The following is a 25,467-nucleotide window of genomic DNA, read 5'->3' on the forward strand; positions in this document are numbered from 1 at the left end:
CGTGGCACCCGGTTCACTGCGCGTCCCCTTCACCGGGGCGCGGACCGGGACGGCGGCGGCGCGGGCGCGCCGCCGCCGGCGCCTCCGGGTCCTCGCGTTCCTGTCCCCGTGGCTGGTCGGCTTCGCGCTGTTCTTCGCCTACCCCCTCGCCGCGACCGTCTACTTCTCCTTCACCCGCTACAACCTGTTCACGCTGGAGTACATCGGCCTGGACAACTACAAGTACCTGCTGCACGACGGCGAGGCGTGGACGGCCATGCGCAACACGCTGTGGCTGGTCGCCGTCCTCGTGCCGCTGAAGGTGCTGTTCGGGCTCGGCGCCGCCCAGCTCCTCACCAAGATCAAGCGGGGCGGGGGCGTGCTGCGGTCCGTCCTGTACGTGCCGTACCTGATCCCGCCGGTGTCGGCGACGGTCGCGTTCGTGTTCCTGATGAACCCGGGCACCGGGCCGTTCCACACCATCACCGACCGGCTCGGCTTCCCGCTGCCGGACTTCTTCAACGACGCCCCCTGGGCCAAGCCGGGACTGACCCTGCTCGGCCTGTGGGCGGTCGGCGACGTCATGATCATCATGCTGGCGGCGCTGCTGAACGTGCCGCAGTCGCTGTACGAGGCCGCCGCGATCGACGGCGCCGGGGCGTGGTCGCGGTTCCGGCACATCACGCTGCCGACGATCTCGCCCGTCCTCGCCTTCTCCGCCGTCACCGGGGTCATCGAGACGCTCCAGTACTTCACGCAGCCGATGGTGGCGGGAAAGGTCGCGTCCGGACGGGCCGACCTGCCCGGCACGCAGTACTCCCCCGGCTATCCCGACGGCTCCACGCTGACCTTCCCCCAATGGCTCTACGACCAGGGGTTCCGCCAGTTCAACATGGGATACGCCTGCGTCCTCGCGCTGGTCATGTTCGCCACCGCGATGGTGTTCACCCTGTTCCTGCTGCGCCAGTTCAAGGCGTTCGCCGGTGAGGAGGCGTCATGACGGCGGCCACTACGTCCCGGCGGATGCCGAAGTCCGGGAGCAGGGCGCGGCGGGCGCTGCTGTGGGTGGCGGTGCACGCGACCGCCGTCGCGATCGGCGTGATGTTCCTCGCGCCGCTGGCGTTCATGGCGCTGACCGCCGTGATGACCGACCGGCAGGCCCTCACCGGCGACCTGTGGCCGACGGACTGGGAGTTCGGCAACTTCGTGGACGTGTTCAGCGGCGACATGGTCCGCTGGACGGTCAACAGCGTCGTCTACGCGTCCCTGTCGACGGTGTTCATGCTGGTGTCGAGCGTCCCCGCGGCGTACGCGCTCGCCCGGTTCCGGTTCCGCGGCCGCAACGCCGCGCTGATCGTCGTGATCTCCGCAATGATGCTGCCGCCGCAGGTCACGATGGTGCCGCTGTACATCGTCTGGTCCCGGTTCGAGCTGACCGGGACGCTGTGGCCGCTGATCATCCCGCAGCTGTTCGGGGACGCGTTCTCCATCTTCCTGCTCCGCCAGTTCCTCGTGACGATCCCCCGCGAGTACGCCGACGCGGCCCGCGTCGACGGCTGCGGGGAACTGCGCACCATGCTGCGGGTCGTCCTGCCGATGGCGAAGCCGGCGCTGGCCGCGGTCGCGCTGTTCCAGTTCTTCTACTGCTGGAACGACTACTTCCGGCCGCTCGTCTACGCCGACCCCGACCACTGGACGCTCGCCATCGGCGTCGCCACGTTCCGCCAGGCGCACCGCGTCGAGTGGAACCTCACCATGGCGGCGACGCTGCTGACGATCCTGCCCGTGCTCATCGTGTTCTTCCTCGCCCAGCGCGTGTTCATCCAGGGTGTGACCTTGACGGGAGTGAAGGGTTGAAGCTGACTGTCATCGGGGGTGGGTCCACCTACACCCCGGAACTCGTCGACGGCCTCGCGCGGGCCCACGGCGCGCTGCCGGTGTCCGAGCTCGTCCTGCACGACCCGGACGCCGAGCGGCTCGACCTCGTCGGCGGGCTCGCCGCGCGGATGCTGTCGCGCGCCGGGCACCCCGCCACCGTGACGACGACCGCCGACCTCGACAAGGCGGTCGCCGACGCGACCGTCGTCCTGCTGCAGCTGCGCGTCGGCGGCCAGGCCGCGCGGCACCTCGACGAGACGATCCCGCTGGAGTGCGGCTGCGTCGGCCAGGAGACGACCGGCGCGGGCGGGCTCGCGAAGGCGCTGCGGACCGTCCCCGTCGTGCTGGACATCGCCGCCCGCGTCGCCGACCTCGCGCCCAACGCGTGGATCGTCGACTTCACCAACCCGGTCGGCATCGTCACCCGCGCGCTGCTGGACGCCGGGCACCGCGCCGTCGGCCTGTGCAACGTCGCGATCGGGGTGCAGCGGCGCGCCGCCGCGCTGCTGGACGTCCCGCCCGACCGGATCAGCCTCGGCCACGCCGGGCTGAACCACCTCACCTGGGTGCGGTCGGTGCTGCTGGACGGCCAGGAGGTGCTCCCCCGCCTGCTCGACGAGCACCCCGACGAGCTGGCGAAGGCGTCCGGGCTCCCGGCGTCGTTCGTCCGGCGGCTCGGCGCCGTCCCGTCGTACTACCTGCGGTACTTCTACCAGCACGACCGGGTCGTCGAGGAGCTGCGCGGGGCGGAGACCAGGGCGGAGCAGGTCGCGGCGCTCGAACGCGACCTCCTCGACCTCTACGCCGACCCGACGCTGGACACCAAGCCCGCCCGGCTGGAGGAGCGCGGCGGCGCGTTCTACTCCGAGGCCGCCGTGCAACTCGCCGCGTCGCTGCTGACCGGGCGCGGCGACGCGCAGGTCGTGAACGTCCGCAACCACGGCACGCTGCCGTTCCTGGACGACCGCGCCGTCATCGAGGTCCCCGCGCGGATCACCTCGGCGGGCGCGGTGCCGCTGCCCGTCCCGGCGTTCGAGCCGCTGTTCGCCGGGCTGATCGCGCACGTGTCCGCCTACGAGGAGCTCGCCCTCGACGCCGCGCTGCGCGGCGGCGTGGACCGCGTCGCGACCGCGCTGCTCGCCCACCCCCTGGTCGGGCAGGCCGACATCGCCGACCGGCTCGCCCGCGACCTGGTGGCCGCCAACCGCGCCCACCTCCCCTGGGCCGCGTGATGGCCGCTCCCGGGAACGTCCCCGCGCGGGAGGGCGGCCTGCTCGTCGCCGTCGACGGCGGCAACAGCAAGATCGACGCGGCCGTCGTCGGGACCGGCGGCGAGCTGCTCGCCACGGTCCGCGGCGACGGGTTCCGCCCGCACGCCGTGGGGCTGGACGCGGCCGTCGACTCCCTCACCGCCGTGATCGCCGAGGCGCTGCGCGGCGCGGGCGCCGCGCCCGGCCCGGTCGCCCACCTCGCCGTCTACACCGCCAACGTGGACCTGCCCGGCGAGGAGGAGCGGCTGGAGAAGCTCCTGCTCAACCGGGGCACGGCGGCGAGCGTCACCGCCGGGAACGACACGTTCGCGCTGCTGCGCAGCGCCGTCACCGCCGGGTGGGGCGTCGCCGTCGTGTGCGGCGCGGGCATCAACTGCGCGGGCGTCGGCCCGGACGGGCGGACCGCGCGGTTCCCCTCCCTCGGCCCCCACACCGGCGACTGGGGCGGCGGCTCCTCGCTCGGCCGCTCGGCGCTGTGGCACGGCATCCGCGGCGAGGACGGCCGGGGCCCCGAGACCGCGCTGTCGGCCGCGGTCGCCGCCCACTTCGGCGTGGCGCGGGCCCTGGACGTCGGCCTCGGCATCCACCACGGCGAGTTCTCCAAGGGCGACCTCACCGCGCTCGCGCCCGTCCTGCTGGACGTCGCGGAGGCGGGCGACGAGGTGGCCCGCGAGGTCGTGGCCCGGCTGGCGGAGGAGGTCGCGCTGCTCGGCTCGGTGGCGCTGCGCCGCCTCGACCTGCTGGACGCGCCCGCCGACGTCGTCCTCGGCGGCGGCGTGCTCGCCGCCCGGCGCCCCCTCCTCATGGACGCCGTCGCCGAACGCTACGCCGCGCTCGCCCCGCACGCGCGGCTCATCGTCCCCGAGGACCCGCCACTGCTCGGCGCCGCGCTGCTCGGGCTCGACCACCTCGGCGTCCCGGCCGCCGCCCACGACACCCTGCGCGCCGCGTTCCGCCGCCCCCGCTGACCGCTCCCGGCGGCGGATGGTTGGATGGATCATGGGGCGGCCGGCCGCCGGCCCTGACGTTGTAAGGTCGCGCTGGTCCGGGCCGGGAGGGAGCGGGCCGTGGAGATCGGGTTCGGCGTTCCGACGACGGGCGCGTGGGCGACCCCGGAGGCGCAGGCGCTCGTCGCGCGCCGCGCCGAGGAGCTCGGCTACCACTCGCTGTGGACGCTGCAGCGCGTCCTGAACCCGGCGGGGTCGTCCGACGCGACGTACCGCAGCGTCACCGACCCGTTCGTCACGCTCGCCTACCTCGCCGCGCACACCTCGCGCGCGCGGCTCGGCGTCGCCGTGGTCAACCTGCCGTTCTACGCGCCGCCGATCCTCGCCAAGCAGGCCGCCGCCCTGGACCGCGTCAGCGGCGGGCGGTTCGACCTCGGGCTCGGCCTCGGCTGGATGCGCGAGGAGTTCGCGGCGGTCGGCGCGCCGATGGAGCGGCGCGGGGCCCGGGCGGAGGAGTTCCTCGCCGTGCTGCGCGCGCTCTGGAGCGGCGGGCCCGCCGAGTTCCACGGCGAGTTCTACGACGTCCCGCCGGTCGTCATGGAGCCGCGGCCGGTGCGGGCGCCGGGGCCGCCGGTCCTGCTCGGCGGCGGCGCGGAGCCCGCGCTGCGCCGCGCCGGGCGGCTCGCCGACGGCTGGGTCAGCTCCAGCCGCGCCGACCTCGCCGCCATCGGGCGGTCGATCGGGATCGTCCGGGACGCGGCCGAGCGGGCCGGGCGCGACCCGGACGCGCTCCGGTTCGTGTGCCGGGGCGCCGTGCGCGTCAGGCCCGCCGGGGCGGCGGGGCGCCGCCCGCTCACCGGGTCGTTCGAGGAGATCCGCGCCGACCTGCGCGACCTCGCGGGGCAGGGGGTCACCGAGGTGTTCGCCGACCTGAACTTCGACCCCGAGATCACCGGGCCGGACGCCGACCCGCGCGCCTCGCTGGAGCGTGCCATGCAGGCCCTCGACGCCCTCGCCCCCGGCCGCTGACGCCGGGTCGCCGCGGGCCGGGTCGCCGCGGTCGGGTCACAGGGGCGGGCGGCGCGCCTCCCACGGCGTGCTCAGCACGACCGTCGTCCGCGTCGCGACGTTCGCGGCGGCGCGGATCGTCTGCAGCAGGTCCTCCAGCTCGTTCGGGGACGCGACCCGCACCTTGAGGATGTAGCTCTCGTCCCCCGCGACCGAGTGGCACGCCTCGATCGCCTGGAGATGGGCGAGCCGCTCGGGCGCGTCGTCCGGCGCGGCCGGGTCGATCGGTTTGATCGAGATGAACGCGGTCAGCGGCAGCCCGATCTCCCGGCTGTCGAGCTGGGCGGCGAACCCGGTGATGACCCCGCGCTTCTGCAGCCGCCGCACGCGCTGGTGCACGGCCGACACCGACAGGCCGGTCTCCTTGGCGAGGTCGGTGAAACTCATCCGCCCGTCGTCGGCGAGCAGCGCCAGGATCTGACGATCGATCTCCTCCACGCGGGAAATCTAGCGCGCCTGGACCCCGATCAGATCACCGATCGCCGCATTCCGCGCGATCCACCGCGATATCGGCCCCGCCGCCGGCGCCCGGCGATCAGCGGCGCTGGGTCCGCAGCGGGCCGCAGCTGCCCCGCACGACCAGCTCGGTCGGCAGCAGCACCGGCCCTCCCCTGCCGCGCCGCGCGGGCTCGCGCAGCAGCAGCTCGCAGGCCCGGTAGCCGATGTCGTGGCCGGGCCGCGCGACGGCGGTGAGCGGCGGGTCGCACAGCTCGGCCCACGCCACGTCGTCGACCATCGCGATCGACACGTCCGCGGGGACGCGCAGGTCCAGCTCGCGGGCCACGAGGACGGCCGCCTCGCCGAGCAGGTGCCCGGCGGCCAGCACGGCGGTGACGTCGGCGCGGCGCTGCAGCAGCCCGGCGGCGGCCGCGTAGGCGGCGTCGCGGGCCGGGCGCGCGGCGACGACGAGGTCCTCCTCGACCGGGACGCCGAGCCGTCCGAGCGTCCCGCGGAACGCCCGCTCCCGCACCCGGGACGGCCCGCCCGGCGTGGCTCCGAGGAACCCGATGCGGCGGTGCCCGAGCCCCGCCAGGTACTCGGTGAGGACGCGGACGCCGCCCGCGTCGTCGGCGAGGACGGACGGCACGTCCGGCATCCCCGGCAGGGTGCGGCCCGCGAACACGACGCTGGAGCACACCCGCGCGGCGCCGCGCCAGTCGGCCTCGTCCCCGGCGGGCAGGGCGATGATCCCGTCCACCCGCTGCTCGACGAGCCGCTCGACGATCTCGGCCTCGCGGGCCGGGTCGCCGCCCGCCGCGTCGACGATCACGTGCTCGCCGAGGGTGCGGGCGCAGGCGAGGACCCCGGCGACGAGCTCGGCGCAGAACGGGTCGGTGACGTCCGGGACGACCAGCCCGATGCCGCCGCTGCGGCGCAGCTTGAGGCCGCGGCCGAGGGCGCTCGGCCGGTAGTCCAGGGCGCGGGCGGCGGCGAGCACGCGCTCGCGGGTGGGGGCGCTGACCGAGCCCGCCCCGGAGAACACCCGCGACACGGTGGCGACGCCGACGCCCGCCGAGGCCGCCACGTCCTTGACCGTGGCCGGTCGCCGCTCCGCCATCCGTTCCACCCCATTCGCCCGGTTCCGATCATCTTCTCACGATCTCCCCTCCCCTGGAAACGTTTCCATGGGGTTTACTCCAGTTTGTATCGAAAACCCCTGCTCGGCAGGGGGTCATGGAAACGTTTCCAACAAGGGGGCCGGGATGGCGAAGATCGTTCTCGACAAGGTCGACAAGGTGTACTCCGGCGGGGTCAAGGCCGTCGACGGCCTCGACCTGGAGATCCACGACGGCGAGTTCATGGTGCTGGTCGGGCCGTCCGGCTGCGGCAAGTCCACCGCGCTGCGGATGATCGCCGGCCTTGAGGAGATCTCCGCCGGGAAGATCTCCATCGGCGACCAGGTCGTCAACGACCTCGCGCCCAAGGACCGCGACATCGCGATGGTCTTCCAGAACTACGCGCTGTACCCGCACATGACCGTCGAGCAGAACCTCGCGTTCGGCCTCAAGCTGCGCGGCACGCCGAAGGCGGAGATCAAGCAGAAGGTCCGCGAGGCGGCGAAGATGCTCGGCCTCGAGCAGTTCCTGTCCCGCAAGCCCGCCGCCCTGTCCGGCGGCCAGCGGCAGCGGGTCGCGATGGGCCGCGCGATCGTCCGCCAGCCGCAGGCGTTCCTGATGGACGAGCCGCTGTCCAACCTCGACGCCAAGCTCCGCGTCTCCATGCGCGCCTCCCTCAGCCAGCTCCACGAGCGGCTCGGCGTCACCACCGTCTACGTCACCCACGACCAGGTCGAGGCCATGACCCTCGGGTCGCGGGTGTGCGTCCTGCGCGAGGGCAGGCTCCAGCAGGTCGACACGCCGCAGCGGCTGTTCGACCACCCCGTCAACCTGTTCGTGGCGGGCTTCATCGGCTCGCCCTCGATGAACTTCGTGTCCGCCGAGCTGTCGGCCGGCGACGGCGGCGCGCGGGTGTCGTTCGCCGGATACTCGCTGCCCGTCCCGGCCACGACGCTGAACGAGCGGCCGAACCTGCAGAACTACATCGGCCGCCAGGTGATCCTCGGCATCCGCCCGTCCGACTTCGAGGACGCCGCCCACGCCCAGCCCGACTGGGCGCCGATGTCGGTCCGCAGCACCGTGACCGAGGAGCTCGGCAGCGAGATCAACGTCATCTTCACCATCGACGCCCCGCCGGTCGAGCACAAGGACACCGCCGACCTCGCCGAGGACGCCGCCGAGGGCGACGGCGACATGACGATCCCGCTCACCGACAACCGCGCCCTGTGGACGGCCCGCGTCAACTCCCGCTCCCACGTCCGCCCGGGCCAGCAGGTGGAACTGGCAGTGGACACCCGCCGCCTCCACTTCTTCGACCCAGCGAGCGGTCTAGCTGTGTGATACGACGACGGGCCGTGGCGCACGCCACGGCCCGTCGTTCGTCTGCTGTCACTTCACGGAGCCCGCTAGGACGCCTTCTACGAAGTAGCGCTGGAAGGCGAAGAAGACGGCCAGGGGGACGATCAGGGACAGGAACGCGCCGGGGGCCAGGATGTCGATGTTGCCGGTGAACTGGCGCATCTGCGACTGGAGCCACTTGGTCATCGGCTGGGACTCGGTGTCGGCGAACACCAGCGCGACAAGCAGGTCGTTCCACACCCAGAGGAACTGGAAGATGCCGAGCGAGGCGATCGCCGGGCCGCCCAGCGGGAAGATCACCCGGCGGAAGATCGTCCACTCGGAGCCGCCGTCCATCCGCGCCGCTTCGAGGAGGTCGCGCGGGATCGCGGCGAAGAAGTTGCGCAGCAGGAAGATCGCGAACGGCAGGCCGAACGCGACGTGGAACAGCACCACCCCGGTGATCGACCCGAACATGTGGAAGCCGCCGACCTCGACGTACCCGTACAGCTTGGCGACCGGGATCAGCGCCACCTGGACGGGCACCACCAGCAGCGCGACCACGGCGAGGAACAGCCAGTCCCGGCCCGGGAACTCCATCCACGCGAACGCGTAGGCGGCGAGCGAGGCGATCACCACGACCAGCACCGTCGCGGGGACGGTGATCAGCACGGTGTTCCAGAACGAGTCGACGAAGTCGCCCTTGTCGAGCAGGGCGGAGTACGAGCCCGCGGTGAGCTGGGCGGGCTCGGTGAAGACCGTCCACCAGCCGCTGGCGTTGTTGTCGGCGTTGGAGCGCAGCGACGCGACCAGCAGCCCGAAGGTCGGCACCAGCCAGAACAGCGCGACCAGGACCAGCAGCGCCTGCGCGGCGCCGCCGCCGAGCCGTCCGACGACGCGGGCGGCGAGGTTGCGGCGGGGCGCCCCCGCCGCGCCGTTGCGGGCCGGGGCGGCCTCTTCCGCGGTGCTCATGAGCGCTCCTGCCGGATTCGCCGGACGTTGAACAGCATGGCGGGCAGCACCAGGACGAACAGCAGCACCGCGATCGCGCTGCCCGCGCCCTGGTCGTCGCCGCCGCCGAACGACTCGGTCCACATCTGGAGGGCGAGGACGCTCGCGTCCGGGTCGCCGCCGCCGATGATGTAGACGAGGTCGAACACCTTCAGCACGTTGATGACGAGCGTCACCAGCACCACCACGAGGACGGGCGCGAGCAGCGGGATCGTCACCCGCCGGAACACCTGCCACTCGGTGGCGCCGTCCACGCGGGCCGCCTCCAGCGCGTCCCGGGGGATCGCGGCGAGCCCCGCGGCGATCAGCACCATCGCGAACCCGGCCCACACCCACAGGTACGACCCGATGATCGCGGGCGTGATCAGCGTCCCGCCGAGCCATTCGGCGCCGTTGTAGGCGGCGGTGAAGTTCGCGGCGGGCAGCCGGATCGTGTAGCCGCCGTCCGGGACCTTCTTCATCGTGAACGTGCCGTCGGCCTCGGTGGTGGCCTTCGCGACGACCTTGCCGTCCTTGACCGCCTCGACCTTGATGCCGGGCAGGCCGTACTCGCCCGCGTTCGGGGCGTTCGGCTGTCCGCCGCCGCCCTTGGTGAAGTCGAACCAGACCGTCCCGGTGAGGCGGCCCGGCCTCGGCGGCGGCGCCTGCGCGGCGGGTTTCGCGTCCTTCGGCAGGTACTCCGGCTTGACCTTCAGCAGCGGGACCAGCGCGCTCCGCCCCGCCGCGACCTGGTTCACCGTGACCACGCCGCCGCCCTCCGCGCGGACGGGCTGGTTCCCGCCGCTGCGCGGCCCGGCGCCCGGGTAGGTCGTGCCCTGCGCGAACGTGTCGTGGATCGCGACGAGCGCGGCGTTGGCGACGCCCTTGTCCGGGTCCTGCTGGTACACCAGCCGGAAGATCACGCCGGAGGCGAGGAACGAGATCGCCATCGGCATGAACACGACGAGCTTGAACACCGTCCCCCACCGGATCCGCTCGGTGAGGACGGCGAACACCAGCCCGACGATCGTCACCACGGTCGGCGCCACCACCACCCAGATGGCGGTGTTGCGGACGGCGACGAGGTTGTCGTGCCCCTTGAAGACCCCGGTGTAGTTGTCGACGCCGACGAACCCGTCGCCGGAGGCGTCGAAGAAGCTGCGGATCACCGAGTAGACGATCGGGTAGACCACCAGGAAGCCGAGCAGCAGCAGCGCGGGCAGCAGGAACGTCATCGCCAGCCAGGACGGCGGGTTCAGCCGCTCCCGGGCCGGTCGCCCGCGCGGCGCGGGGACGGGGGCGGCGCCGCCCGCGGTCGCGGGCGGCGCCTCCTCGTTCGGAGCCTTCATGCGGGGTCTCCTACTTGTACGCCTTGGCGGCCTCGGCCTCCAGCTTGGCCTGCGTGCCCTTCACGTCCGTCGGGTGCTGCACGAACGCGCGCAGCGCCTCCCACTCGCCCTTGCCGGGCGTCGCGCCGAACGCGGCGGGCGCGAGGTCGGACATGTCGTAGCGGGCGGCGTCGCCGGACTTCTGGATCTGCTCGATGAGCTGCTTGGCGATCGGGTCGGAGTACGCGCTGGACGGGACGTTCTTGTTCGGCGTCAGGTAGCCGCCGAGCCCCGCCCACACCTTCCCGGCCTCCGGGGACGCGAGGAACTTCATCAGCTCCTGCGCGCCCTTGCCGTCCTTGAGCGCGACGGCGACGTCGCCGCCGAGGATCGCCGGCGGGGTGGTCCCGGCCGCCGGGAACGCGAAGACCTGCGCGTCCGTGCCGACCTTGGCCTTGGTGGTGGCGATGTTCGCGGCCGCGAAGTCGCCGCCGTACACCATCGCGGCCTTCTCCTGCCCGAACACCTGCGTGACCGACTCGTCGAACTTGGTCTTGGTCGCGGTCGCGACGCCGCCGTTGAGGAAGTCGCCCTTGCCCCAGATCTGCGCGAGGGTCTCCAGCGCCTTCCCGACGGTCGGATCGGTCCACTTGATCTCGTGCTTGGCGAGCTTGTCGTAGTTGTCCGGCCCGGCCTGCGACAGGTAGACGTTCTCGAACCAGTCGGTGAGCGTCCAGGAGTCCTGCGGGCCCGCGGCCAGCGTGAACGGGGTGGTGCCCGCGTCCTGGAGGGTGCCCGCGGCCTTGACGAGGTCCGCCCACGAGGCGGGGGGCTGGACGCCCGCGTCGGAGAACACCTGCGGCCGGTACCACAGGATCGACTTGTAGGCGGCCTTGACCATGACGCCGTAGGGCTTGCCGTCGGCGGAGCCGAGCTCCTTCCAGTACGGCGAGAAGTTGGCGCCGACCTCCGTCACGACGTCGGGGGCGAGGGGCTTCAGCGCGCCCTTCTTCGCGTACTGCTGCATGAGGCCGGGCTGCGGCAGCAGCGCCACGTCCGGCGGGTTCTTCGCCTCGATGCGCGGGCCGAGGTAGGCGTCGGTGTTCTCGCCGGTGGACGCGTAGGTGACCTTCGCGCCCGTCTTCTTCTCGAACGCCTGGAGCACCTTGCGGAAGTTGGCCTCCTCGGGGCCGGTCCACTTGGCGGCGACCTCGATCGTGGTGCCCTTCAGCGCTCCCCCGCCGGCGGGCGTCGAACCGCCGTCGCCGCCGTCGTCGTCCCCGCCGCACGCGGCGGCGCCGGACACCACCAGCCCGGCCGCCACGGCCGCGCTGAGCACACGCCTACTGACCCTCATTCTCATCCTCCCTGGACGGCCCGGCGGCGTCCGATCCCCAGATCGCCGCGCCGGACTCGATATCGAAGAAGTGCAGGCGGCCGGTGTCGACGCGGACCGTCACCGGGTCGCCGACCTTCACGCGGGTGCGCGGGCTGAACCGCGCGACGAGGTCCGTGCGGGGCCGCTCCAGATGCCCCAGCACGTCGGTGCCCGCGTCGCGGGCGAGCTCCTTGGTGTCCTCGGTGACGACCTGGTCGGCCTCCAGCGCGAAGTGGACCAGGACGTCCGAGCCCATCGCCTCGACCAGGTCGGCGGTGGAGGCGAGCGCGGAGCCGGCGGGGGCCTCGACGAGGTCGGCGTCCTCCATGTCCTCGGGGCGGATCCCGACGACGACCTCGCCGCCGAGCCGGGACGCGAGGCCCGGCCGCTCGGCCAGCACCCCGGGCGGGAGCGCCAGCGTCTGCCCGCCGATCTCCAGCCGCGCGTCGCCCGCGTCCCCGGCCAGGGTCGCCTTCAGCAGGTTCATGGCGGGCGAGCCGATGAAGCCGGCGACGAACAGGTTCGCCGGCCGGTCGTAGAGCTCCTGCGGCGGCGCGACCTGCTGCAGCTCGCCCTTCTTCATCACCGCGACGCGGTCGCCGAGCGTCATCGCCTCGGTCTGGTCGTGCGTGACGTAGATCGTCGTGACGCCGAGGTCGCGCTGGATGCGGGCGATCTCGGCGCGCATCTGGACGCGCAGCTTGGCGTCGAGGTTGGACAGCGGCTCGTCCATCAGGAACGCCTGCGGCTCCCGGACGATCGCGCGGCCCATCGCGACCCGCTGCCGCTGCCCGCCCGACAGGTTGCGCGGCTTGCGCGACAGGTGCTCGGTCAGCCCGAGGATCTCCGCCGCCCGGTCGACCTTCTCCTTGATCTCGGCCTTCGGGAGCTTGCGCAGCGACAGCCCGAACCCGATGTTGTCGCGGACGGACAGGTGCGGGTAGAGCGCGTAGCTCTGGAACACCATGGCGACGTCGCGGTCCCGGGCGGGGACGCGGTTGACGACCCGCCCGCCGATCGCGACCTCGCCCTCGGAGATCTCCTCCAGCCCGGCGACCATCCGCAGCGCGGTCGTCTTCCCGCAGCCGGACGGCCCGACGAGCACGAGGAACTCCCCGTCGGCGATGTGCAGGCTCAGGTCGGTCACGGCCCGCGTGCCGTCGGGATAGACCTTCCCGACGCTGGTCAGGTCGACCTCTGCCACGGCGTCCCCTCTTTCCCCTCGCGTCCACGTCAGGCCCTCGTCGCGGGCGCGCGCCTCCGCCCCGCCGGGGACGGGCCCCGCGATGCGGAGGAAGCGTGACTTACTCCCGCGTAACTATGACTAGCTACAGGGCGGATCGGCCGCGTTGCAATACGCGGGGAGAACACTGACGGTTTTGGTGCAGAGATCGTTACCGGGCCGTTTTTCACCCGCATTCCGCGCGATTTTCAGGCGTCCGAAAATAGGCGAGGGCGCGGACGGAAATCCGTCCGCGCCCTCGTCCACGCGCCATTCCCGGCGCGGCCTGCGAATTCAGCCGACGATCACCAGGCCGCGCTCGGTGACGTTCAGCGGGTCGAAGCCGTCCTCGGTGCAGACGACGATGTCCTCGATGCGGGCGCCGTGCGGGCCGGGGTAGATGCCCGGCTCGATCGAGAACGCCATGCCGGGTTCGAGGGGCTCCCGGTTGCCCGAGACGATGTAGGGGTCCTCGTGCGACTCCAGGCCGATGCCGTGGCCGGTGCGGTGGAAGAAGTGCTCGCCGTACCCGGCGGCGGCGATCACCTCGCGCCCGGCGGCGTCGACGGCCTCGGGCGTCGTCCCCGGCCGGACGGCCGCGCACGACGCGCGCTGCGCCTCCTCCAGCACCGCGTAGTACGCCAGGTACTCGGCGGGCGGCTCGCCGACGCAGTAGTTGCGGGTGGAGTCGGAGCAGTAGCCGCTCGGCATCGTCCCGCCGATGTCGACCACGACCGGCTCGCCCGCGCGGATCACCCGGTCGGACGGCTCGGCGTGCGGGTTCGCGCCGTTCGGGCCCGCCCCGACGATCACGAAGTCGACGCGGGAGTGGCCCTCGGCGACGATCGCGTCCGCGATGTCGCGGGCGACCTCCCGCTCCGTGCGCCCGGCGGCGAGCAACTCGGGCACGCGGCGGTGCACCCGGTCGATCGCCTCGCCCGCCTCGCGCAGCGCCGCGACCTCGGCGGCGCTCTTGCGGATCCGCAGCCCGCGCAGCACTCCCCCGGCGGCGACCTGCTCGGCGGCGGGCATCGCGGCGCGGAACCGCAGCGCCATCACCGCCCACATCCGGTCGGCCACGCCGACCTTCGGCAGGCCCGCCGGGAGCCGCCGCGCCACGAGCGCGTACGGGTCGTCGGTCTCGTCCCAGGGCACCAGCTCGACGCCGAGCGACCCGGCCGGCGACACCTGGGCGGCGGGCAGCTCCAGGCGCGGGACGACCAGGAACGCCTCCCCCTCGGCGGGCACGACGAGGCAGGTGAGCCGCTCCAGCTCCTTGGCGTCGTAGCCGGTCACGTAGCGCAGATCCGGGCCGGGCGTCAGCAGCACCGCCCCGAGGTCCGCCTCCGCGGCGGCCTCCCGCACCAGGCCGACGCGCTCGCGCGGATACAACTCCGTTGTCACACCCGTCTCCATTCTCCGGTCGTCCGCGGCGGACCGCTCGTCCGCACGGGTACCAGGATCGCAGAGCGGCGGCGCGCCGACGACGCCGCCCGCGTGGCACGATGTGCCCCATGAGCGGGCTGATGCTGCTGGACACGCCGTCGTTGTACTTCCGCGCCTTCTTCGGCGTGCCCGAGTCCGTCACCGCCGACGACGGGACGCCGGTGAACGCGGTGCGCGGCCTCATCGACATGATCGCGCGGCTGGTCCAGGACCGCTCGCCCGACCGGCTCGTCTGCTGCATGGACGCCGACTGGCGGCCCGCCTTCCGGGTGGCGGCGCTGCCGTCCTACAAGGCGCACCGGGTGGCCGACGACGGCGGCGACCAGACGCCCGACGCGCTGGAGGCGCAGCTCCCGATCATCGACGAGGTCCTGGACGCGTTCGGCCTCGCCCGCGCGGGCGTCCCCGGCTACGAGGCCGACGACGTCATCGGCACCCTCGCGGTGCGGGGCGCGGCGGACGGCCCGGTCGACATCGTGACCGGCGACCGCGACCTGTTCCAGCTCGTCGACGACACCGGCCCGGTGAGCGTCCTGTACACGGCGCGGGGCATCCGGAACCTGCAGGTCATGGGCGAGAAGGAGGTCGCGGCCAAGTACGGCATCCCGGGCCGCGGCTACGGCGACTACGCGACGCTGCGCGGCGACCCGAGCGACGGGCTGCCCGGCGTCCCCGGCGTCGGCGACAAGACCGCGGCGGCGCTGGTCACCCGGTTCGGGTCGGTCGAGGGGATCCTCGCCGCGCTCGACGCCGGGACCGACGAGGGGTTCCCGGCGGGCGCGCGGCGCCGGATGGAGGCGGCCCGCGAGTACCTCGCCGCCGCCGAGACGGTGGTGCGGGTCGTCACCGACATCGACGCGCCGGAGCTCGCGGCGCTGGACGACCGGCTCCCCGCGGGCGCCCGCGACCCGGAGGCGCTCGTCGCGCTGGCCGACCGCTGGAACCTCGGCGGCCCGGTCAACCGGCTGCTGAACGCCCTCACCCGCTGAGGGGCCATACCGCTGCAATTTTCGGCAAAAGTGTCGGATGACGCAGACCGCCGGTTCCCCCGCGTGCAGCATCGGGATCAGTGCGGCGCTCTCATAGGGGTGGAAGGCGGCGCACCGCCGCGGGACGGACGGGGACGGACGTCCGGGCGGCGCCCGCGTGAGCGACCGGTACCCGGGGCACTGGGCCTCAACGCCCCACTCCCCCCATCTGCCGCGGGTACCGGTTCACCCGACCCCCGGAAGCGGAGACTCGCACCCGTGAGCCACCAACCGCAGGTCAGGAGGAGCGCGCCGCGCGCCGCGCCCGCCCCGGACCCCGACTCCGATCCCGACCCCGATCCCGGCGCCGGCTTCTGGGACGCGCTCCGCCCGGCCGAGCGGGCGGCGCTGCGCGCGGTGGCGCGGCCCCGCCGGTTCCCGCCCCGGACGCCGCTGTGCTACCAGGGCGACGACTCCGACCACATCATCGTCATGGAGTCGGGCTGGGCGAAGGTGACGTCCACCAGCGAGGAGGGCCGCGAGGTCGTGCTCGCCGTGCGCGGGCCCGGCGACCTCGTCTGCGAGAGCGCGGTGCTCGGCCGCCGGGAGCGGTCGGCGACGGTCGCGGCGCTCACCCCGGTCCCCGCGCTGGTCGTGCCCGCCGCCCGGTTCACCGGGTTCCTCGACGCGCACCCCCGCGTGTGGCTGCTGGTCAGCGAGACGTTCGTGCACCGCCTGGACGACGCGGACCGGCGGCTGCGGGCGCACGTGTCCGCGCACGGCGCGCGGCGCCTCGCGATCCTGCTGACCGAGCTCGCCGAGGTGTCCGCCCGGCACGGCGCGCCCGGCCCCGGCGGCGGCGTCGCGATCGGCCCGCCGCTCTCCCAGGAGGAGCTCGGCAGCTGGATGGACGCCTCCCGCGAGACCGTCGCGCGGGCGCTCGGCGCGCTCCGCGCGGAGGGCCTCGTGCGCACCGGCCGGCGGCGGATCACCGTGGTGGACGTGGCGCGGCTGCGCGAGTTCGCGCGGACGCCGGAGCGGCCGCGGCCCAGCGCCTTTACAATGTAGATCACGATCAGGGCCGGGGTCAGGCGGCGGGCCGCAGGACCTCGCCGAGCTCCTCGGCGAGGGCGGCGTTGAGCGCGTAGGCGGTCCTCACCTCGCCGACGACGCGGAGCCGCTCGCCGCCGTCCCAGGGGGCGGCGTCCAGGAGGGCGCGGTAGCGGTCCTTGTACGCCTTGGGCCTGCCCGGGAAGCGGTAGAAGCGGACGCCGTCGTCCTCGGCGGCGAGGCCCAGCGCCTTGCGGACCTGGAGGCCGATGTACTGGCCGCCCGACAGGTCGCCCAGGTAGCGGGTGTAGCCGTGCGCGACGAAGCCGCCCGCCCAGTCGAAGCACACCTCGCGGAGCCGGTCGCAGTACCGGGACGCGGCCTCCCCCGGCTCGGCCCTTGCCCGCCAGCGCGGGCCGTAGAAGTAGGCGAGGTCGGCCTCAAGCGCCTCGCGGCGGCGCAGGCCGGGAAGGTCGAACGGCCCGGCGACCGGGTCGGCCGCCATCCGGTCGGCGGCCTCTTCGAGGAGCGCGTAGACGGGGTGGAGCTGCGCCACGAGGACGGCGTACTCGTCGCGGCCGAGGCGTCCCTCGACGAGCGCGCTCATGTAGGCCGAGGTCTCGTTGGCGCCGTGGTCGCTCCGGGTGGCGGCCCGCAGCCGGGCGGAGAACGGCTCGTCCGTCGGGGTGCTGTCCATTACGGCCCTCCTTTATCCAGGGGACTTAGGCTAGCCTTACCTAAATCACCCGGGAAGACGGGCCGGGAGGTTCCCGACGTGACGTCGGTTACTTTTCCGACGCCACGTCGGGAAGAGCCGGGTCAGGCGCTGAGCGCCGCGCGGGCCTCCTCGGTCATCCGCACGACCTCCCGCCGCACCTGCGGCCGCTCGGTGAGCCGCTCGCTGAAGGGGATCCGGACGTCGCGCTCGGCGCCGCCGTCCATCACGGCGAAGTCGATGCCGTCGGCGTCCAGGCCGGTCACGCGGGCGGCGGTCGCGCCGGGACGGCCGCCGAGCGCGCGGCAGATCGTGAGGCAGTCGGCGGCGTGGTCGTCGTTCATGTGGCGCGCGATCTGGCGCACGACGTCCTCGGTGAAGGGGCCCGCGTCGGTCATGGGAACGTTCCTTTCGATCGGGGCGCCGGTCCCGGCGTGAGGTTCGCGAAGCTCCGCGGGACGTCGCGCGCGAGGCGTCCGTCCGGCGTGGACGCCGACACTACCCGGCGCCCCGCACGGGCATCGCGGCACGTCGTGCACCATGGAGGGGTGACGCAGGTGGCTGAAGACCGGTCCGCGGACGCGGGCGCCCGGCTGCGGGCGCTCGCCGCCCTCGTCGCGGACGGCGGCGTGGTGGTGCTGAGCGGCGCGGGGCTGTCGACCGAGTCGGGCATCCCCGACTACCGCGGCGAGACGGGACGGCGCCGGCGCGCCGACCCGATGACCTACCAGGCGTTCACCGGGTCGGCGGCGGCGCGGCGCCGGTACTGGGCGCGCAGCCACCTCGGCTGGCGGCACATCGCGGCGGCCCGGCCGAACGCCGGGCACCGCGCGGTCGCCGAGCTGCGGCGGCGCGGCCTGGTCACCGGGATCATCACCCAGAACGTGGACGGCCTGCACCAGGCCGCCGGCGCGGACGGCGTGATCGAGCTGCACGGCGCGCTCGACCGGGTCGTCTGCCTCGGGTGCGGCGAGCGGACGCCGCGCGCCCGGCTGGACGCGCGGCTGCGCGCCGCGAACCCGGGCTTCGACGCCCGCGCCGCCGCGGTCAACCCGGACGGCGACGCCGTCCTCGCCGACGCGGACGTCGCGGCGTTCCGCGTCGTGGACTGCGAGCGCTGCGGCGGCGTCCTCAAACCCGACGTGATCTTCTTCGGGGAGAACGTGCCGCCGCCGCGCGTCCGGGACTGCTACGCGCTGACCGAGGGCGCGGGCGCGCTGCTGGTGCTCGGGTCGTCGCTGACGGTGCTGTCGGGGTACCGGTTCGTCCGGCACGCCGACCGGCACGGGGTGCCGGTCGCGATCGTCAACCACGGCGCGACCAGGGGCGACGAGCACGCCCTCGTCACGCTGGACGCGCCGCTCGGCGCGACCCTCCAGGCGCTCCTCGCCGAACTGCCCGCGTAGCCCGGCCGGGCGCGTCAGCCCTGCACGAGGGACGTCGCGGCGGGCGCGGGCGAGTGGCCGTGGTCCGGCCCGCCGGGCGCGGGCGCGCCGGTCACCGACGGCGGGTCGGGCAGGGTGTCGCCGGTGACGAAGCCCGTCCCCTCCAGCAGGCGCATGTGGGTCCTGACGAACGTCTCGCACCGCTCCGCGAAGTCGCGGACCAGGGTGTTGCGGGTGCTGGCGCGGACGGCGGCGATCTGCGGGTAGATCTGCCCGTGCGCCATCCGCAGCCGCGCGACGGCCGTCTTGTCGTAGTCGGTGCCGGACTTGCCGGTGATCTCCGACATCCAGCTCTGCTGCTCCGCGGTCGGCTGATCCGGCAGCGGGACGCCGAGCTGCGCGGCGATCCGGCGGTCCAGGTCGTCGAGCCGCTCGTGCTGGCGGGCGATCTCGGCGAGGTTCCGCCGGGTCGCGGGCCGGGACGCGCGCGTGGCCGCCTCCCGCCCGACGGGGATCTCCCACAGCCCGGCCTGGCGGACCTTGACGACGAGCAGGCGGTCGGCGGGGCCGAGCGGGCCCCACTGGGTGGGCACGGTGGCCTGGGCGGCGTTCTCCGCCGCGACGCGCGAGGGCTGCGCGGCTCCGTCCGCGGCCTGGCGGCCCATCGGCGCGCAGCCGCCGAGCGGGACGCCGAGGAGGAGGGCGGCGGCCAGCGCGGCCGCCCTCCTCGCGGGTGCCGGTGCGGAGGCCGGTCGGGGTGTTCGCATCCTCCGCCGTCCTTTCCGTGAGGGGTGGGCGCTGCCAGGCGGTACGCAGCCGCGGGCCGCGCGGTTCGCCCCGGCGGGGGGGGTTTCGGACGACGTTCCGGGCGGTCAGCTCCAGCCGAGCGGGACGAGCGTCGGCACCGGCGGCTCGCCGCCCGCGTCGGTGAAGGCGCGCAGCGCGGCGACGAGGGCGCGCCGCTCCCCGGCGGGCATCCGCGCGACGATCTCGGCGATCCCGGCCCGGCGGCGGGCGGTGACGTCGTCGACGAGGCCGCGCCCGGCGGCGGTGAGCTGGATCCGGACCTCGCGGCCGCTGTCGGGGCTGGCCCGCCGGTCGACGAGCCCGGCGGCGGCGAGCCGGTCCACCATCCGCAGCGCGGTGGACGGGTTGACCCCGAGCAGCCCCGCGAGCGTGACGAGCTTGGCCGGGCCCTGCGCGGACAGCACGACGAGCAGCCGGAACTGCGGCGGCGTGACGGCGTCCTCGACGGCGGCGAGGGACCGCACGGAGATCGCCACCAGCAGCCGGGACGCGGTCAGCACCGCCGAGGTGACCTCGTCGACGTCGTCGCCCGGACCGGCGGCGTCGGCGCAGGACCCGGCGTGCTCGCTCATGACGACTTTCTACCGCGCGCGGAGCCGCCCACGCCAACGTCGGCGAGCCGGTGTCAGTGAGCCGGTACCAGTGGGCCGATGTCAGCAACACGGCGGTTGCGGGGGCGGCGGGCGCGCGGGTGGAGTCGTAGCCGATGGTCCGACGTCGCTCCCCGGGAGGAAGCCCATGCGAACACGGCACGCCGGCGGCATCGCCTTCGCCCGTCCCGCCGCCTTCTGGACCGGGTTCGCCGCCTGCGTCGCCGGGGTGGCGCTGCACCTGCCGATGTACGTCCGGTCCGGCGACATGCACTACCGGATGCGCGGCATGGCGATGGACGCGCCGATGATCACCGGGATGGCGCTGATCGTGCTGGGGCTCGCGGCGACGGCGTACGGGCTCGTCCCGCGCGGGCTCGCGGCGGCGCGGCCGGCGGACGGGGCCCGGGTCCGGGCGGCGCGGGACGCGCCGTTCCGCCGCGCGCACGTCGGGCTGGTCGCCGTCATGACGACGGCCGTGACGATCGACGCGATGAAGCCGATCACGCTGTCGTTCGTGGCGCCGGGGATGGGCCGCGAGTACGGCCTGAAGTCGGCGCTCAACCCGCACGGCGGCCTGCCGGTGGCGCTGCTGCCGCTGTCCGGCCTGACCGGGACGGTGCTCGGGTCGCTGCTGTGGGGCTGGCTCGGCGACCGCGTCGGGCGGCGCGCGTCCATCCTGCTGGCCGGGGTGATGTTCGTGACGACGGCGATCTGCGGCGCGATGCCGTCGTTCGGCTGGAACCTCGCGATGTGCTTCATGATGGGCCTCGCGGCGGGCGGGATGCTGCCGATCACGTTCTCGCTGCTCGCCGAGACGATCCCGGGACGGCACCGGGGCTGGGTGATGGTGCTGATCGGCGGGGACCTGGCGCTCGCCTACGTCCTCACGAGCTCGCTGTCGGAGGCGCTCGTCCCGCACTTCTCGTGGCGGATCCTGTGGCTGGTCGGGCTGCCGACCGGCGTCCTGCTGATCGCGCTGAACCGGTGGATCCCGGAGTCGCCCGGCTTCCTGCTGGCGCACGGCCGCGAGGCGGAGGCGCGGGAGATCATGGCCCGGTACGGCGCGGTCGCGCGCGGCCCGGAGACCGCGCCCGCCGAGGAGCGGCCGGACGGGGCGGACGGGGCGGACGGGGCGGGCTTCGGGCCGCTGTTCCGGCCGCCGTTCGCCGGGCTGAGCGCGGCGGTGCTGGTCCTCGGGCTCGGGATCGGGCTGGTGACGTACGGGTTCCAGCTGTGGATCCCGTCCAACCTGCAGAGCCTCGGCCTGGACCAGCGGACGGCGGACCGGGCGCTGCGCGACTCCGCGCTGCTCGGCCTGCCGCTGGTGTTCGCCGCCGCCGCCATGTACGGGCTGTGGAGCGCCAAGCGGACGATCATCGTGCTGACCGGGCTGACGGCCGCCGCGCTGGTGGCGTTCGCGGTGGCGGGCGAGTCGCTCGCGCACCGCGAGGGCTGGCTGTACGTGGTGCTCGCGGGGCCGATCGTCGGGACGGCGACGATCGCGGCGGTGCTCGCCGCCTACAGCTCGGAGATCTACCCGACGCCGATCAGGTCGCGCGGCTCCGGCCTGTCGGCGGGAGTCGGCAAGCTCGGCGGCGTGGTGGTGACGGCGGTGCTGGTCGCGGGCGCGTCGGTGCCGTCGATCGGGCAGACGGCGCTGCTCGGCGCGGTGCCGCTGCTGGCGGCGGTGCTGGTCGTCGGGCTGTGGGGGGTGGAGACGCGGCCCCGCCGGGCGGGCGGCGCCGCGCCGGGCCCGGAGGTCTCCCCCGCCGACGCCTGACCCGGCGGGTCAGCCGGACCGCTCGCGGACGAGGGCGCCGAGGTCGGCGCGGGCGAGCGCGCGCAGGCCGGGGCGCTGCGCCGGCCACGCGACGGCGAGCACGGCGAGCGCGGACCAGGCGAACGTCGCGGGCCGGACCTCGGTGTGGAACGCCATCAGGTCGCTGTCGAACGCGCCGAGGAACGCGCCCGCGGCGAGCCGTCCGAGGACGAGGCCGGGGACGGTCCCGGCGGCCACGACGAGGAGGTTCTCGGCGGTGACGAGCCGGGCGAGCCGCCGCCGGCCGACGCCGGACGCGCGCAGCGTGGCGAGTTCGGTGCCGCGTTCGGCGAGGTTGACCGAGAGCGTCGCGAACAGGACGGTGAAGGCCAGCAGCCCGCCGAACCCGAGCATGACCGCGACGAACACGTAGAAGAGGTCCATGTAGTCGTCCATGGTCTTCTTCAGCGCCTGCGCGTCGGTGTAGGCGACGACGCCGGGCAGGGACGACAGGGACCGTCCGACGGCGGCGCGGTCCGCGCCGGGGTCGAACCGGACGAGGACGTCGCCGGGACGCGCGCCGGGGTCCCAGGCGGCGACCTGGCCGAGGGTGGCGTAGGCGTAGGTGCCGAGGGGCTCGTCCACGAACCCGGCGACGGTGGTGGCGGCGGACCGCCCGCCGGGCAGGCGCAGGGTGACGGGGTCTCCGGGGCGCAGGCCGAGCCGGTCGCGCAGCGCCGCGCCGAGCAGCGCGCCGCGGGCGGGCAGCGCGCGTTCGCCGCCGCCGGGCGTGAGGAACCGGTGCATGCGGGTGCGGGCGGGCAGCCCGACGACCGCGGTGGAGTAGGACGCGCCCCCGGCGGTGATCGTGACGGGCAGCCGCGCGGACGGCTCGGCGGCGCGCACCCCGGGCGCGTCCGACACCGCGCGCAGCGCCGCGGCGTCGCCGGGCCGGGCGAGGGTCAGCTCGGCGTCCTGCCGCTGCACCACGTCGAACTGCCGGGACACGGTGGCGCGCGACGAGTCGAGCATCCCCCAGGACACGAGGATCAGCACGAGCGCGAGGACCACGCCGGTCATGGTGTAGAGGGTGCGGCCGAGCCGGCGGGTGGGGCCGCGCAGGACGAGCCACGTCCCGGCGGGGAGCCGTCCGGCGGCGGGCGCGGCGCGGCCGAGCCGGGCGCGGAGCCCGCCGCCGCGCGCGGCCGGGACGCTCCCGCGCATCGCCTCGGCGGGCGGGACGCGGGCGGCGGCGACGGCCGGCGCGAGCGCGGCCAGGCCGCCCGCGACCAGGCCGAACGCGAGCCCGGCGAGGACGGTCGTCGCGCGGGCGGACACGGTCGTGTCGGGCAACCCGATCGCGTCGCCGTACAGGCGGGTGACGGTCCCGGCGAGCGGGAGACCGGCGGCGGCGCCGAGCGCCGACCCGGCGAGGCCGGTCGCGAGGCCGGTGGCGAGGTAGTGCGCGACGACGGCGCGGCGGCGGAAACCGCTGGCGCGCAGCGTCCCGATGACGACGCGGTCGCGGGCGACGCGGCGGGTCAGCACGACGTAGACGGCGACCCCGGCGGCGGCGAGGAACAGCAGCGGGAACACCACGGCCAGCTCGGAGAAGCCCTTGATGTCCTCGGAGAGGGCGGCGTTGCTCGGCTGGTCGGCGCGGGTCTCGGCGCTCGCGGCGCCGTGCGCGCGGGCGGCGGCGGTGAGGGCCGCGTCCAGGCGCGCGGCGCGGCCGCGTCCGGCGGCGGTGTAGTAGACGTTCACCTCGTTGGGCCCCTGCGTTCCGGCGAGCCGCCGGGCGAGCGGCTCCGGGACGAACAGGACGCCGAACGAGCCGGGCGCGGGCAGCGCGTCCTGGCGGCTGGCCGCGGGCCACAGGTACTCCGGCGACGACGCGGTGCCGCGCACGGTGACGGGGCGCCAGGCGCGGCCGTCCCAGACCGAGACGGCCGAGCCGGGCCGCAGGCGGGCGTGGTCGGCGATGTGCCTCTCGGCGAGGACGCCCGCCGGGGCGGCGGCGTCGAGGTAGCCGCCGCGCAGGACCTTCACCCGGTTCACGGCGGGCTGCGCCCCGGCGGGGAGGCCGACGACGCGGCCGACGAGGGTGTCGCCGTCCGGCATGCGCAGCGGGATGTCGGCGACGGTGCGGGCGGTGGCGGCGGCGACGCCGGGCCGCGTCCGCGCGTCGGCGGCGATCGCGGCGGCGTCGCCGCCGCGCAGCGTCAGGTCCGCGAACCGGTACCGCGCGAACGCGGCCCGGTAGCCCTGGTCGAGGTTCTCGTAGGCGTCGTGGGACGCGCCGAACAGCGCGACGCCGAGCATGACCAGCGCGACCGCCGCGACGAGCTGCGCGGGACGCCGCCGCAGGTCGCGACGCAGCTTCACGGTGAGGACGCTCACCAGGTCACCTCGTCGGCGGAGGCGGGCGCGGTGTTCTCGGCGACCTCGACGACGCGTCCGGACCGCATCCGCACCACGCGGTGCGCGACGGCCGCGATCGCGGCGTTGTGCGTGACGACGAGGACGGTCCGGCCGCGCGCGTTGAGGTCCTGCAGGACGCGCAGCACGCCGCGCCCGGTCTCCAGGTCGAGCGCGCCGGTCGGCTCGTCGCACAGCAGGAGCTCGGGGTCCTTGGCGATGGCGCGGGCGATCGCGACGCGCTGCTGCTCCCCACCGGACAGCTGTGCCGGGAAGTGCCCGCCGCGCCCGGCGAGCCCGACGGCGGCGAGCGCGGCCGCGGACCGCTCCCGGTCGCCGCGCCCGGTCAGCTCGGCGACCAGCCGGACGTTCTCCAGCGCGGTCAGCGTCGGGACGAGGTTGAAGAACTGGAACACGAACCCGACGGCGTCGCGGCGGTAGGCGGTGCGGGCGTCCTCGCCCAGGCCGGCGAGGTCGCGGCCGCAGGACACCACGCTCCCGGCGGTGGCGGGCTCGATCCCGCCGATCAGGTTGAGCAGCGTCGTCTTGCCCGACCCGGACGGGCCGAGCAGCACGGCGAACTCGCCGCGCCGCACCTCCAGGTCGGCGTCGCGCAGCGCGTGCACCGCCGCGGGCCCGGAGCCGTAGGTCTTGGCGGCGCCGCGCAGCAGCACCGCCGCGTCCCCGGTGTCGACGGCGCCGGGGGCGCGGTCACGGCCGTGGCGGATCATCATCGTCGTCTCCTCGGTCCTGCGGGGCGGTGGCGGTGCGGAGCAGGCCGAGCAGCCCGTCCGCGGCTCCGGCGGCGTCGGTGCCCTCGTCGAGCAGGACGTGCAGGAGCAGGCCGTCCATGAGCGCGGCGAGCAGGACGGCGAGGCCCTCGGGGTCGGCGTCCGCGCGCAGCCGCCCGGCGTCCCGGTTCTCGGTGAGGCGGGCGGCGAGCAGCTCGCGGAACGTGCGGATCTGCCGGGCGGAGTCCGCGCGCAGTCCGGGGTCGCGGAGGCCGTGCAGGAGCGCCTCCGCCATGACCCGCTGCCCGGCGGTGCCGGTCCCCCGGTCGACGAGGCCGCGGATCGCGGCGGAGACGCCGTCGAGCGCGTCCTCGGCCTGCAGGATCGCCGTGACCGGGCCCTCCAGCTCCATCTCGACCGCGTGGGTCACGGCGGCGCGGCGCAGGGCGTCGACGGAGCCGAAGTAGTAGTGCACGAGCGCGTTGTTGGCGCGCGCCCGCTCGGCGACGGCCCGGGACGTGACGGCGGACCACCCGCCCTCGGACATCACCGCGACGGCCGCCTCCAGCAGCCGGACCCGGGTGGGCACCTCCTCGCCCGCCATCCCGCCCCCTCCCCCACTCTTGGTCGAATGCCTTAA

Annotated in this window: 24 protein-coding genes; 10 read left to right on the forward strand and 14 right to left on the reverse strand. The window is 74.7% G+C overall.

Features of this window, described 5'->3' with window-relative positions; all coding sequences use genetic code 11:
• Nucleotide 1: 1 nt before the first annotated feature.
• From ACH01S_RS07040 to ACH01S_RS07060, 5 genes are all read left to right on the forward strand, one after another.
• Nucleotides 2-979, forward strand: coding sequence for a carbohydrate ABC transporter permease (locus tag ACH01S_RS07040; protein WP_246237146.1), 978 nt, complete (start codon nucleotides 2-4; stop codon nucleotides 977-979).
• Complete coding sequence (locus ACH01S_RS07045; protein ID WP_067886666.1) at nucleotides 976-1,836, forward strand: carbohydrate ABC transporter permease; 861 nt, start codon at nucleotides 976-978, stop codon at nucleotides 1,834-1,836. Before ACH01S_RS07040 ends, ACH01S_RS07045 begins: the two co-directional genes overlap by 4 nt.
• A complete protein-coding gene (locus ACH01S_RS07050; RefSeq protein ID WP_067886668.1) occupies nucleotides 1,833-3,089 on the forward strand; it encodes a 6-phospho-beta-glucosidase in 1,257 nt (418 codons plus the stop codon). Before ACH01S_RS07045 ends, ACH01S_RS07050 begins: the two co-directional genes overlap by 4 nt.
• Nucleotides 3,089-4,096: an N-acetylglucosamine kinase gene (locus tag ACH01S_RS07055; RefSeq protein WP_067886670.1), complete on the forward strand. Its 1,008-nt coding sequence runs from the start codon at nucleotides 3,089-3,091 to the stop codon at nucleotides 4,094-4,096. Before ACH01S_RS07050 ends, ACH01S_RS07055 begins: the two co-directional genes overlap by 1 nt.
• Before the next feature lie 99 nt (nucleotides 4,097-4,195).
• A complete protein-coding gene (locus ACH01S_RS07060) occupies nucleotides 4,196-5,104 on the forward strand; it encodes a TIGR03619 family F420-dependent LLM class oxidoreductase (RefSeq protein ID WP_067886672.1) in 909 nt (302 codons plus the stop codon).
• A 36-nt stretch (nucleotides 5,105-5,140) separates the two neighbouring features.
• Here ACH01S_RS07060 and ACH01S_RS07065 read toward each other — a convergent pair whose 3' ends face one another.
• Together ACH01S_RS07065 and ACH01S_RS07070 are read right to left on the reverse strand one after the other, a co-directional pair.
• Nucleotides 5,141-5,581 (reverse strand): Lrp/AsnC family transcriptional regulator, encoded by a 441-nt coding sequence (locus ACH01S_RS07065; RefSeq protein WP_083980411.1) that lies wholly within the window; start codon nucleotides 5,579-5,581, stop codon nucleotides 5,141-5,143.
• 97 nt (nucleotides 5,582-5,678) lie between these two features.
• Complete coding sequence (locus tag ACH01S_RS07070) at nucleotides 5,679-6,701, reverse strand: LacI family DNA-binding transcriptional regulator (protein ID WP_067886674.1); 1,023 nt, start codon at nucleotides 6,699-6,701, stop codon at nucleotides 5,679-5,681.
• 145 nt (nucleotides 6,702-6,846) lie between these two features.
• Between ACH01S_RS07070 and ACH01S_RS07075 the strand changes: the two genes are divergently transcribed.
• Entirely contained in the window at nucleotides 6,847-8,040 is a 1,194-nt protein-coding gene (locus tag ACH01S_RS07075) for an ABC transporter ATP-binding protein (RefSeq protein ID WP_067886677.1), read from the forward strand.
• 48 nt (nucleotides 8,041-8,088) lie between these two features.
• Here ACH01S_RS07075 and ACH01S_RS07080 read toward each other — a convergent pair whose 3' ends face one another.
• The 5 genes from ACH01S_RS07080 to ACH01S_RS07100 form a co-directional block, all read right to left on the reverse strand.
• Nucleotides 8,089-9,009, reverse strand: coding sequence for a carbohydrate ABC transporter permease (locus ACH01S_RS07080; RefSeq protein ID WP_067886679.1), 921 nt, complete (start codon nucleotides 9,007-9,009; stop codon nucleotides 8,089-8,091).
• Nucleotides 9,006-10,376 carry a carbohydrate ABC transporter permease gene (locus tag ACH01S_RS07085; protein WP_067886680.1) on the reverse strand — a complete coding sequence of 457 codons (1,371 nt, stop codon included), beginning with the start codon at nucleotides 10,374-10,376 and terminating at the stop codon, nucleotides 9,006-9,008. The genes ACH01S_RS07080 and ACH01S_RS07085 overlap by 4 nt, the downstream gene beginning before the upstream one ends.
• A 10-nt stretch (nucleotides 10,377-10,386) precedes the next feature.
• On the reverse strand, nucleotides 10,387-11,712 hold the full coding sequence (locus ACH01S_RS07090) for an ABC transporter substrate-binding protein (protein WP_067886682.1): 1,326 nt from the start codon (nucleotides 11,710-11,712) through the stop codon (nucleotides 10,387-10,389).
• The gene (locus tag ACH01S_RS07095; protein WP_067886684.1) at nucleotides 11,699-12,937 is read right to left on the reverse strand and encodes an ABC transporter ATP-binding protein; all 1,239 of its coding nucleotides are present in this window, start codon (nucleotides 12,935-12,937) and stop codon (nucleotides 11,699-11,701) included. Before ACH01S_RS07095 ends, ACH01S_RS07090 begins: the two co-directional genes overlap by 14 nt.
• Nucleotides 12,938-13,249: 312 nt before the next feature.
• Nucleotides 13,250-14,359, reverse strand: a complete 1,110-nt coding sequence (locus ACH01S_RS07100; RefSeq protein WP_246237147.1) for a M24 family metallopeptidase — start codon at nucleotides 14,357-14,359, stop codon at nucleotides 13,250-13,252.
• 110 nt (nucleotides 14,360-14,469) lie between these two features.
• Between ACH01S_RS07100 and ACH01S_RS07105 the strand changes: the two genes are divergently transcribed.
• Entirely contained in the window at nucleotides 14,470-15,390 is a 921-nt protein-coding gene (locus tag ACH01S_RS07105; protein ID WP_083980412.1) for a 5'-3' exonuclease, read from the forward strand.
• 258 nt (nucleotides 15,391-15,648) lie between these two features.
• Nucleotides 15,649-16,437: a Crp/Fnr family transcriptional regulator gene (locus ACH01S_RS07110; protein WP_067886690.1), complete on the forward strand. Its 789-nt coding sequence runs from the start codon at nucleotides 15,649-15,651 to the stop codon at nucleotides 16,435-16,437.
• 19 nt (nucleotides 16,438-16,456) lie between these two features.
• On the opposite strand, the gene ACH01S_RS07115 is transcribed toward ACH01S_RS07110, so the two are convergent.
• Both ACH01S_RS07115 and ACH01S_RS07120 read right to left on the reverse strand, forming a co-directional pair.
• The gene (locus ACH01S_RS07115; protein WP_067886692.1) at nucleotides 16,457-17,116 is read right to left on the reverse strand and encodes a biliverdin-producing heme oxygenase; all 660 of its coding nucleotides are present in this window, start codon (nucleotides 17,114-17,116) and stop codon (nucleotides 16,457-16,459) included.
• A 122-nt stretch (nucleotides 17,117-17,238) separates the two neighbouring features.
• Complete coding sequence (locus ACH01S_RS07120; protein ID WP_067886694.1) at nucleotides 17,239-17,532, reverse strand: DUF2470 domain-containing protein; 294 nt, start codon at nucleotides 17,530-17,532, stop codon at nucleotides 17,239-17,241.
• Between the two features lie 150 nt (nucleotides 17,533-17,682).
• Between ACH01S_RS07120 and ACH01S_RS07125 the strand changes: the two genes are divergently transcribed.
• Nucleotides 17,683-18,540: an NAD-dependent protein deacetylase gene (locus tag ACH01S_RS07125; protein WP_246237148.1), complete on the forward strand. Its 858-nt coding sequence runs from the start codon at nucleotides 17,683-17,685 to the stop codon at nucleotides 18,538-18,540.
• A 14-nt stretch (nucleotides 18,541-18,554) separates the two neighbouring features.
• Here ACH01S_RS07125 and ACH01S_RS07130 read toward each other — a convergent pair whose 3' ends face one another.
• Both ACH01S_RS07130 and ACH01S_RS07135 read right to left on the reverse strand, forming a co-directional pair.
• Nucleotides 18,555-19,286 carry a DUF4142 domain-containing protein gene (locus ACH01S_RS07130; RefSeq protein ID WP_083980413.1) on the reverse strand — a complete coding sequence of 244 codons (732 nt, stop codon included), beginning with the start codon at nucleotides 19,284-19,286 and terminating at the stop codon, nucleotides 18,555-18,557.
• Between the two features lie 105 nt (nucleotides 19,287-19,391).
• Nucleotides 19,392-19,898, reverse strand: coding sequence for a MarR family winged helix-turn-helix transcriptional regulator (locus tag ACH01S_RS07135; RefSeq protein ID WP_067886698.1), 507 nt, complete (start codon nucleotides 19,896-19,898; stop codon nucleotides 19,392-19,394).
• A 166-nt stretch (nucleotides 19,899-20,064) separates the two neighbouring features.
• On the opposite strand from ACH01S_RS07135, the gene ACH01S_RS07140 reads away from it, so the two are divergent.
• Entirely contained in the window at nucleotides 20,065-21,699 is a 1,635-nt protein-coding gene (locus tag ACH01S_RS07140; protein WP_067886700.1) for an MFS transporter, read from the forward strand.
• A gap of 9 nt (nucleotides 21,700-21,708) precedes the next feature.
• Here ACH01S_RS07140 and ACH01S_RS07145 read toward each other — a convergent pair whose 3' ends face one another.
• Genes ACH01S_RS07145 through ACH01S_RS07155 form a run of 3 tightly spaced genes read right to left on the reverse strand, consistent with a single transcriptional unit; the run spans nucleotide 21,709 to nucleotide 25,431 of the window.
• The gene (locus tag ACH01S_RS07145; protein ID WP_083980415.1) at nucleotides 21,709-24,078 is read right to left on the reverse strand and encodes an ABC transporter permease; all 2,370 of its coding nucleotides are present in this window, start codon (nucleotides 24,076-24,078) and stop codon (nucleotides 21,709-21,711) included.
• The gene (locus tag ACH01S_RS07150; protein WP_246237149.1) at nucleotides 24,075-24,830 is read right to left on the reverse strand and encodes an ABC transporter ATP-binding protein; all 756 of its coding nucleotides are present in this window, start codon (nucleotides 24,828-24,830) and stop codon (nucleotides 24,075-24,077) included. Before ACH01S_RS07150 ends, ACH01S_RS07145 begins: the two co-directional genes overlap by 4 nt.
• On the reverse strand, nucleotides 24,808-25,431 hold the full coding sequence (locus ACH01S_RS07155) for a TetR/AcrR family transcriptional regulator (protein WP_067886702.1): 624 nt from the start codon (nucleotides 25,429-25,431) through the stop codon (nucleotides 24,808-24,810). The genes ACH01S_RS07150 and ACH01S_RS07155 overlap by 23 nt, the downstream gene beginning before the upstream one ends.
• Nucleotides 25,432-25,467 lie beyond the last annotated feature (36 nt).

Source organism: Actinomadura chibensis NBRC 106107, assembly GCF_001552135.1.
GTDB lineage: Bacteria > Actinomycetota > Actinomycetes > Streptosporangiales > Streptosporangiaceae > Spirillospora > Spirillospora chibensis.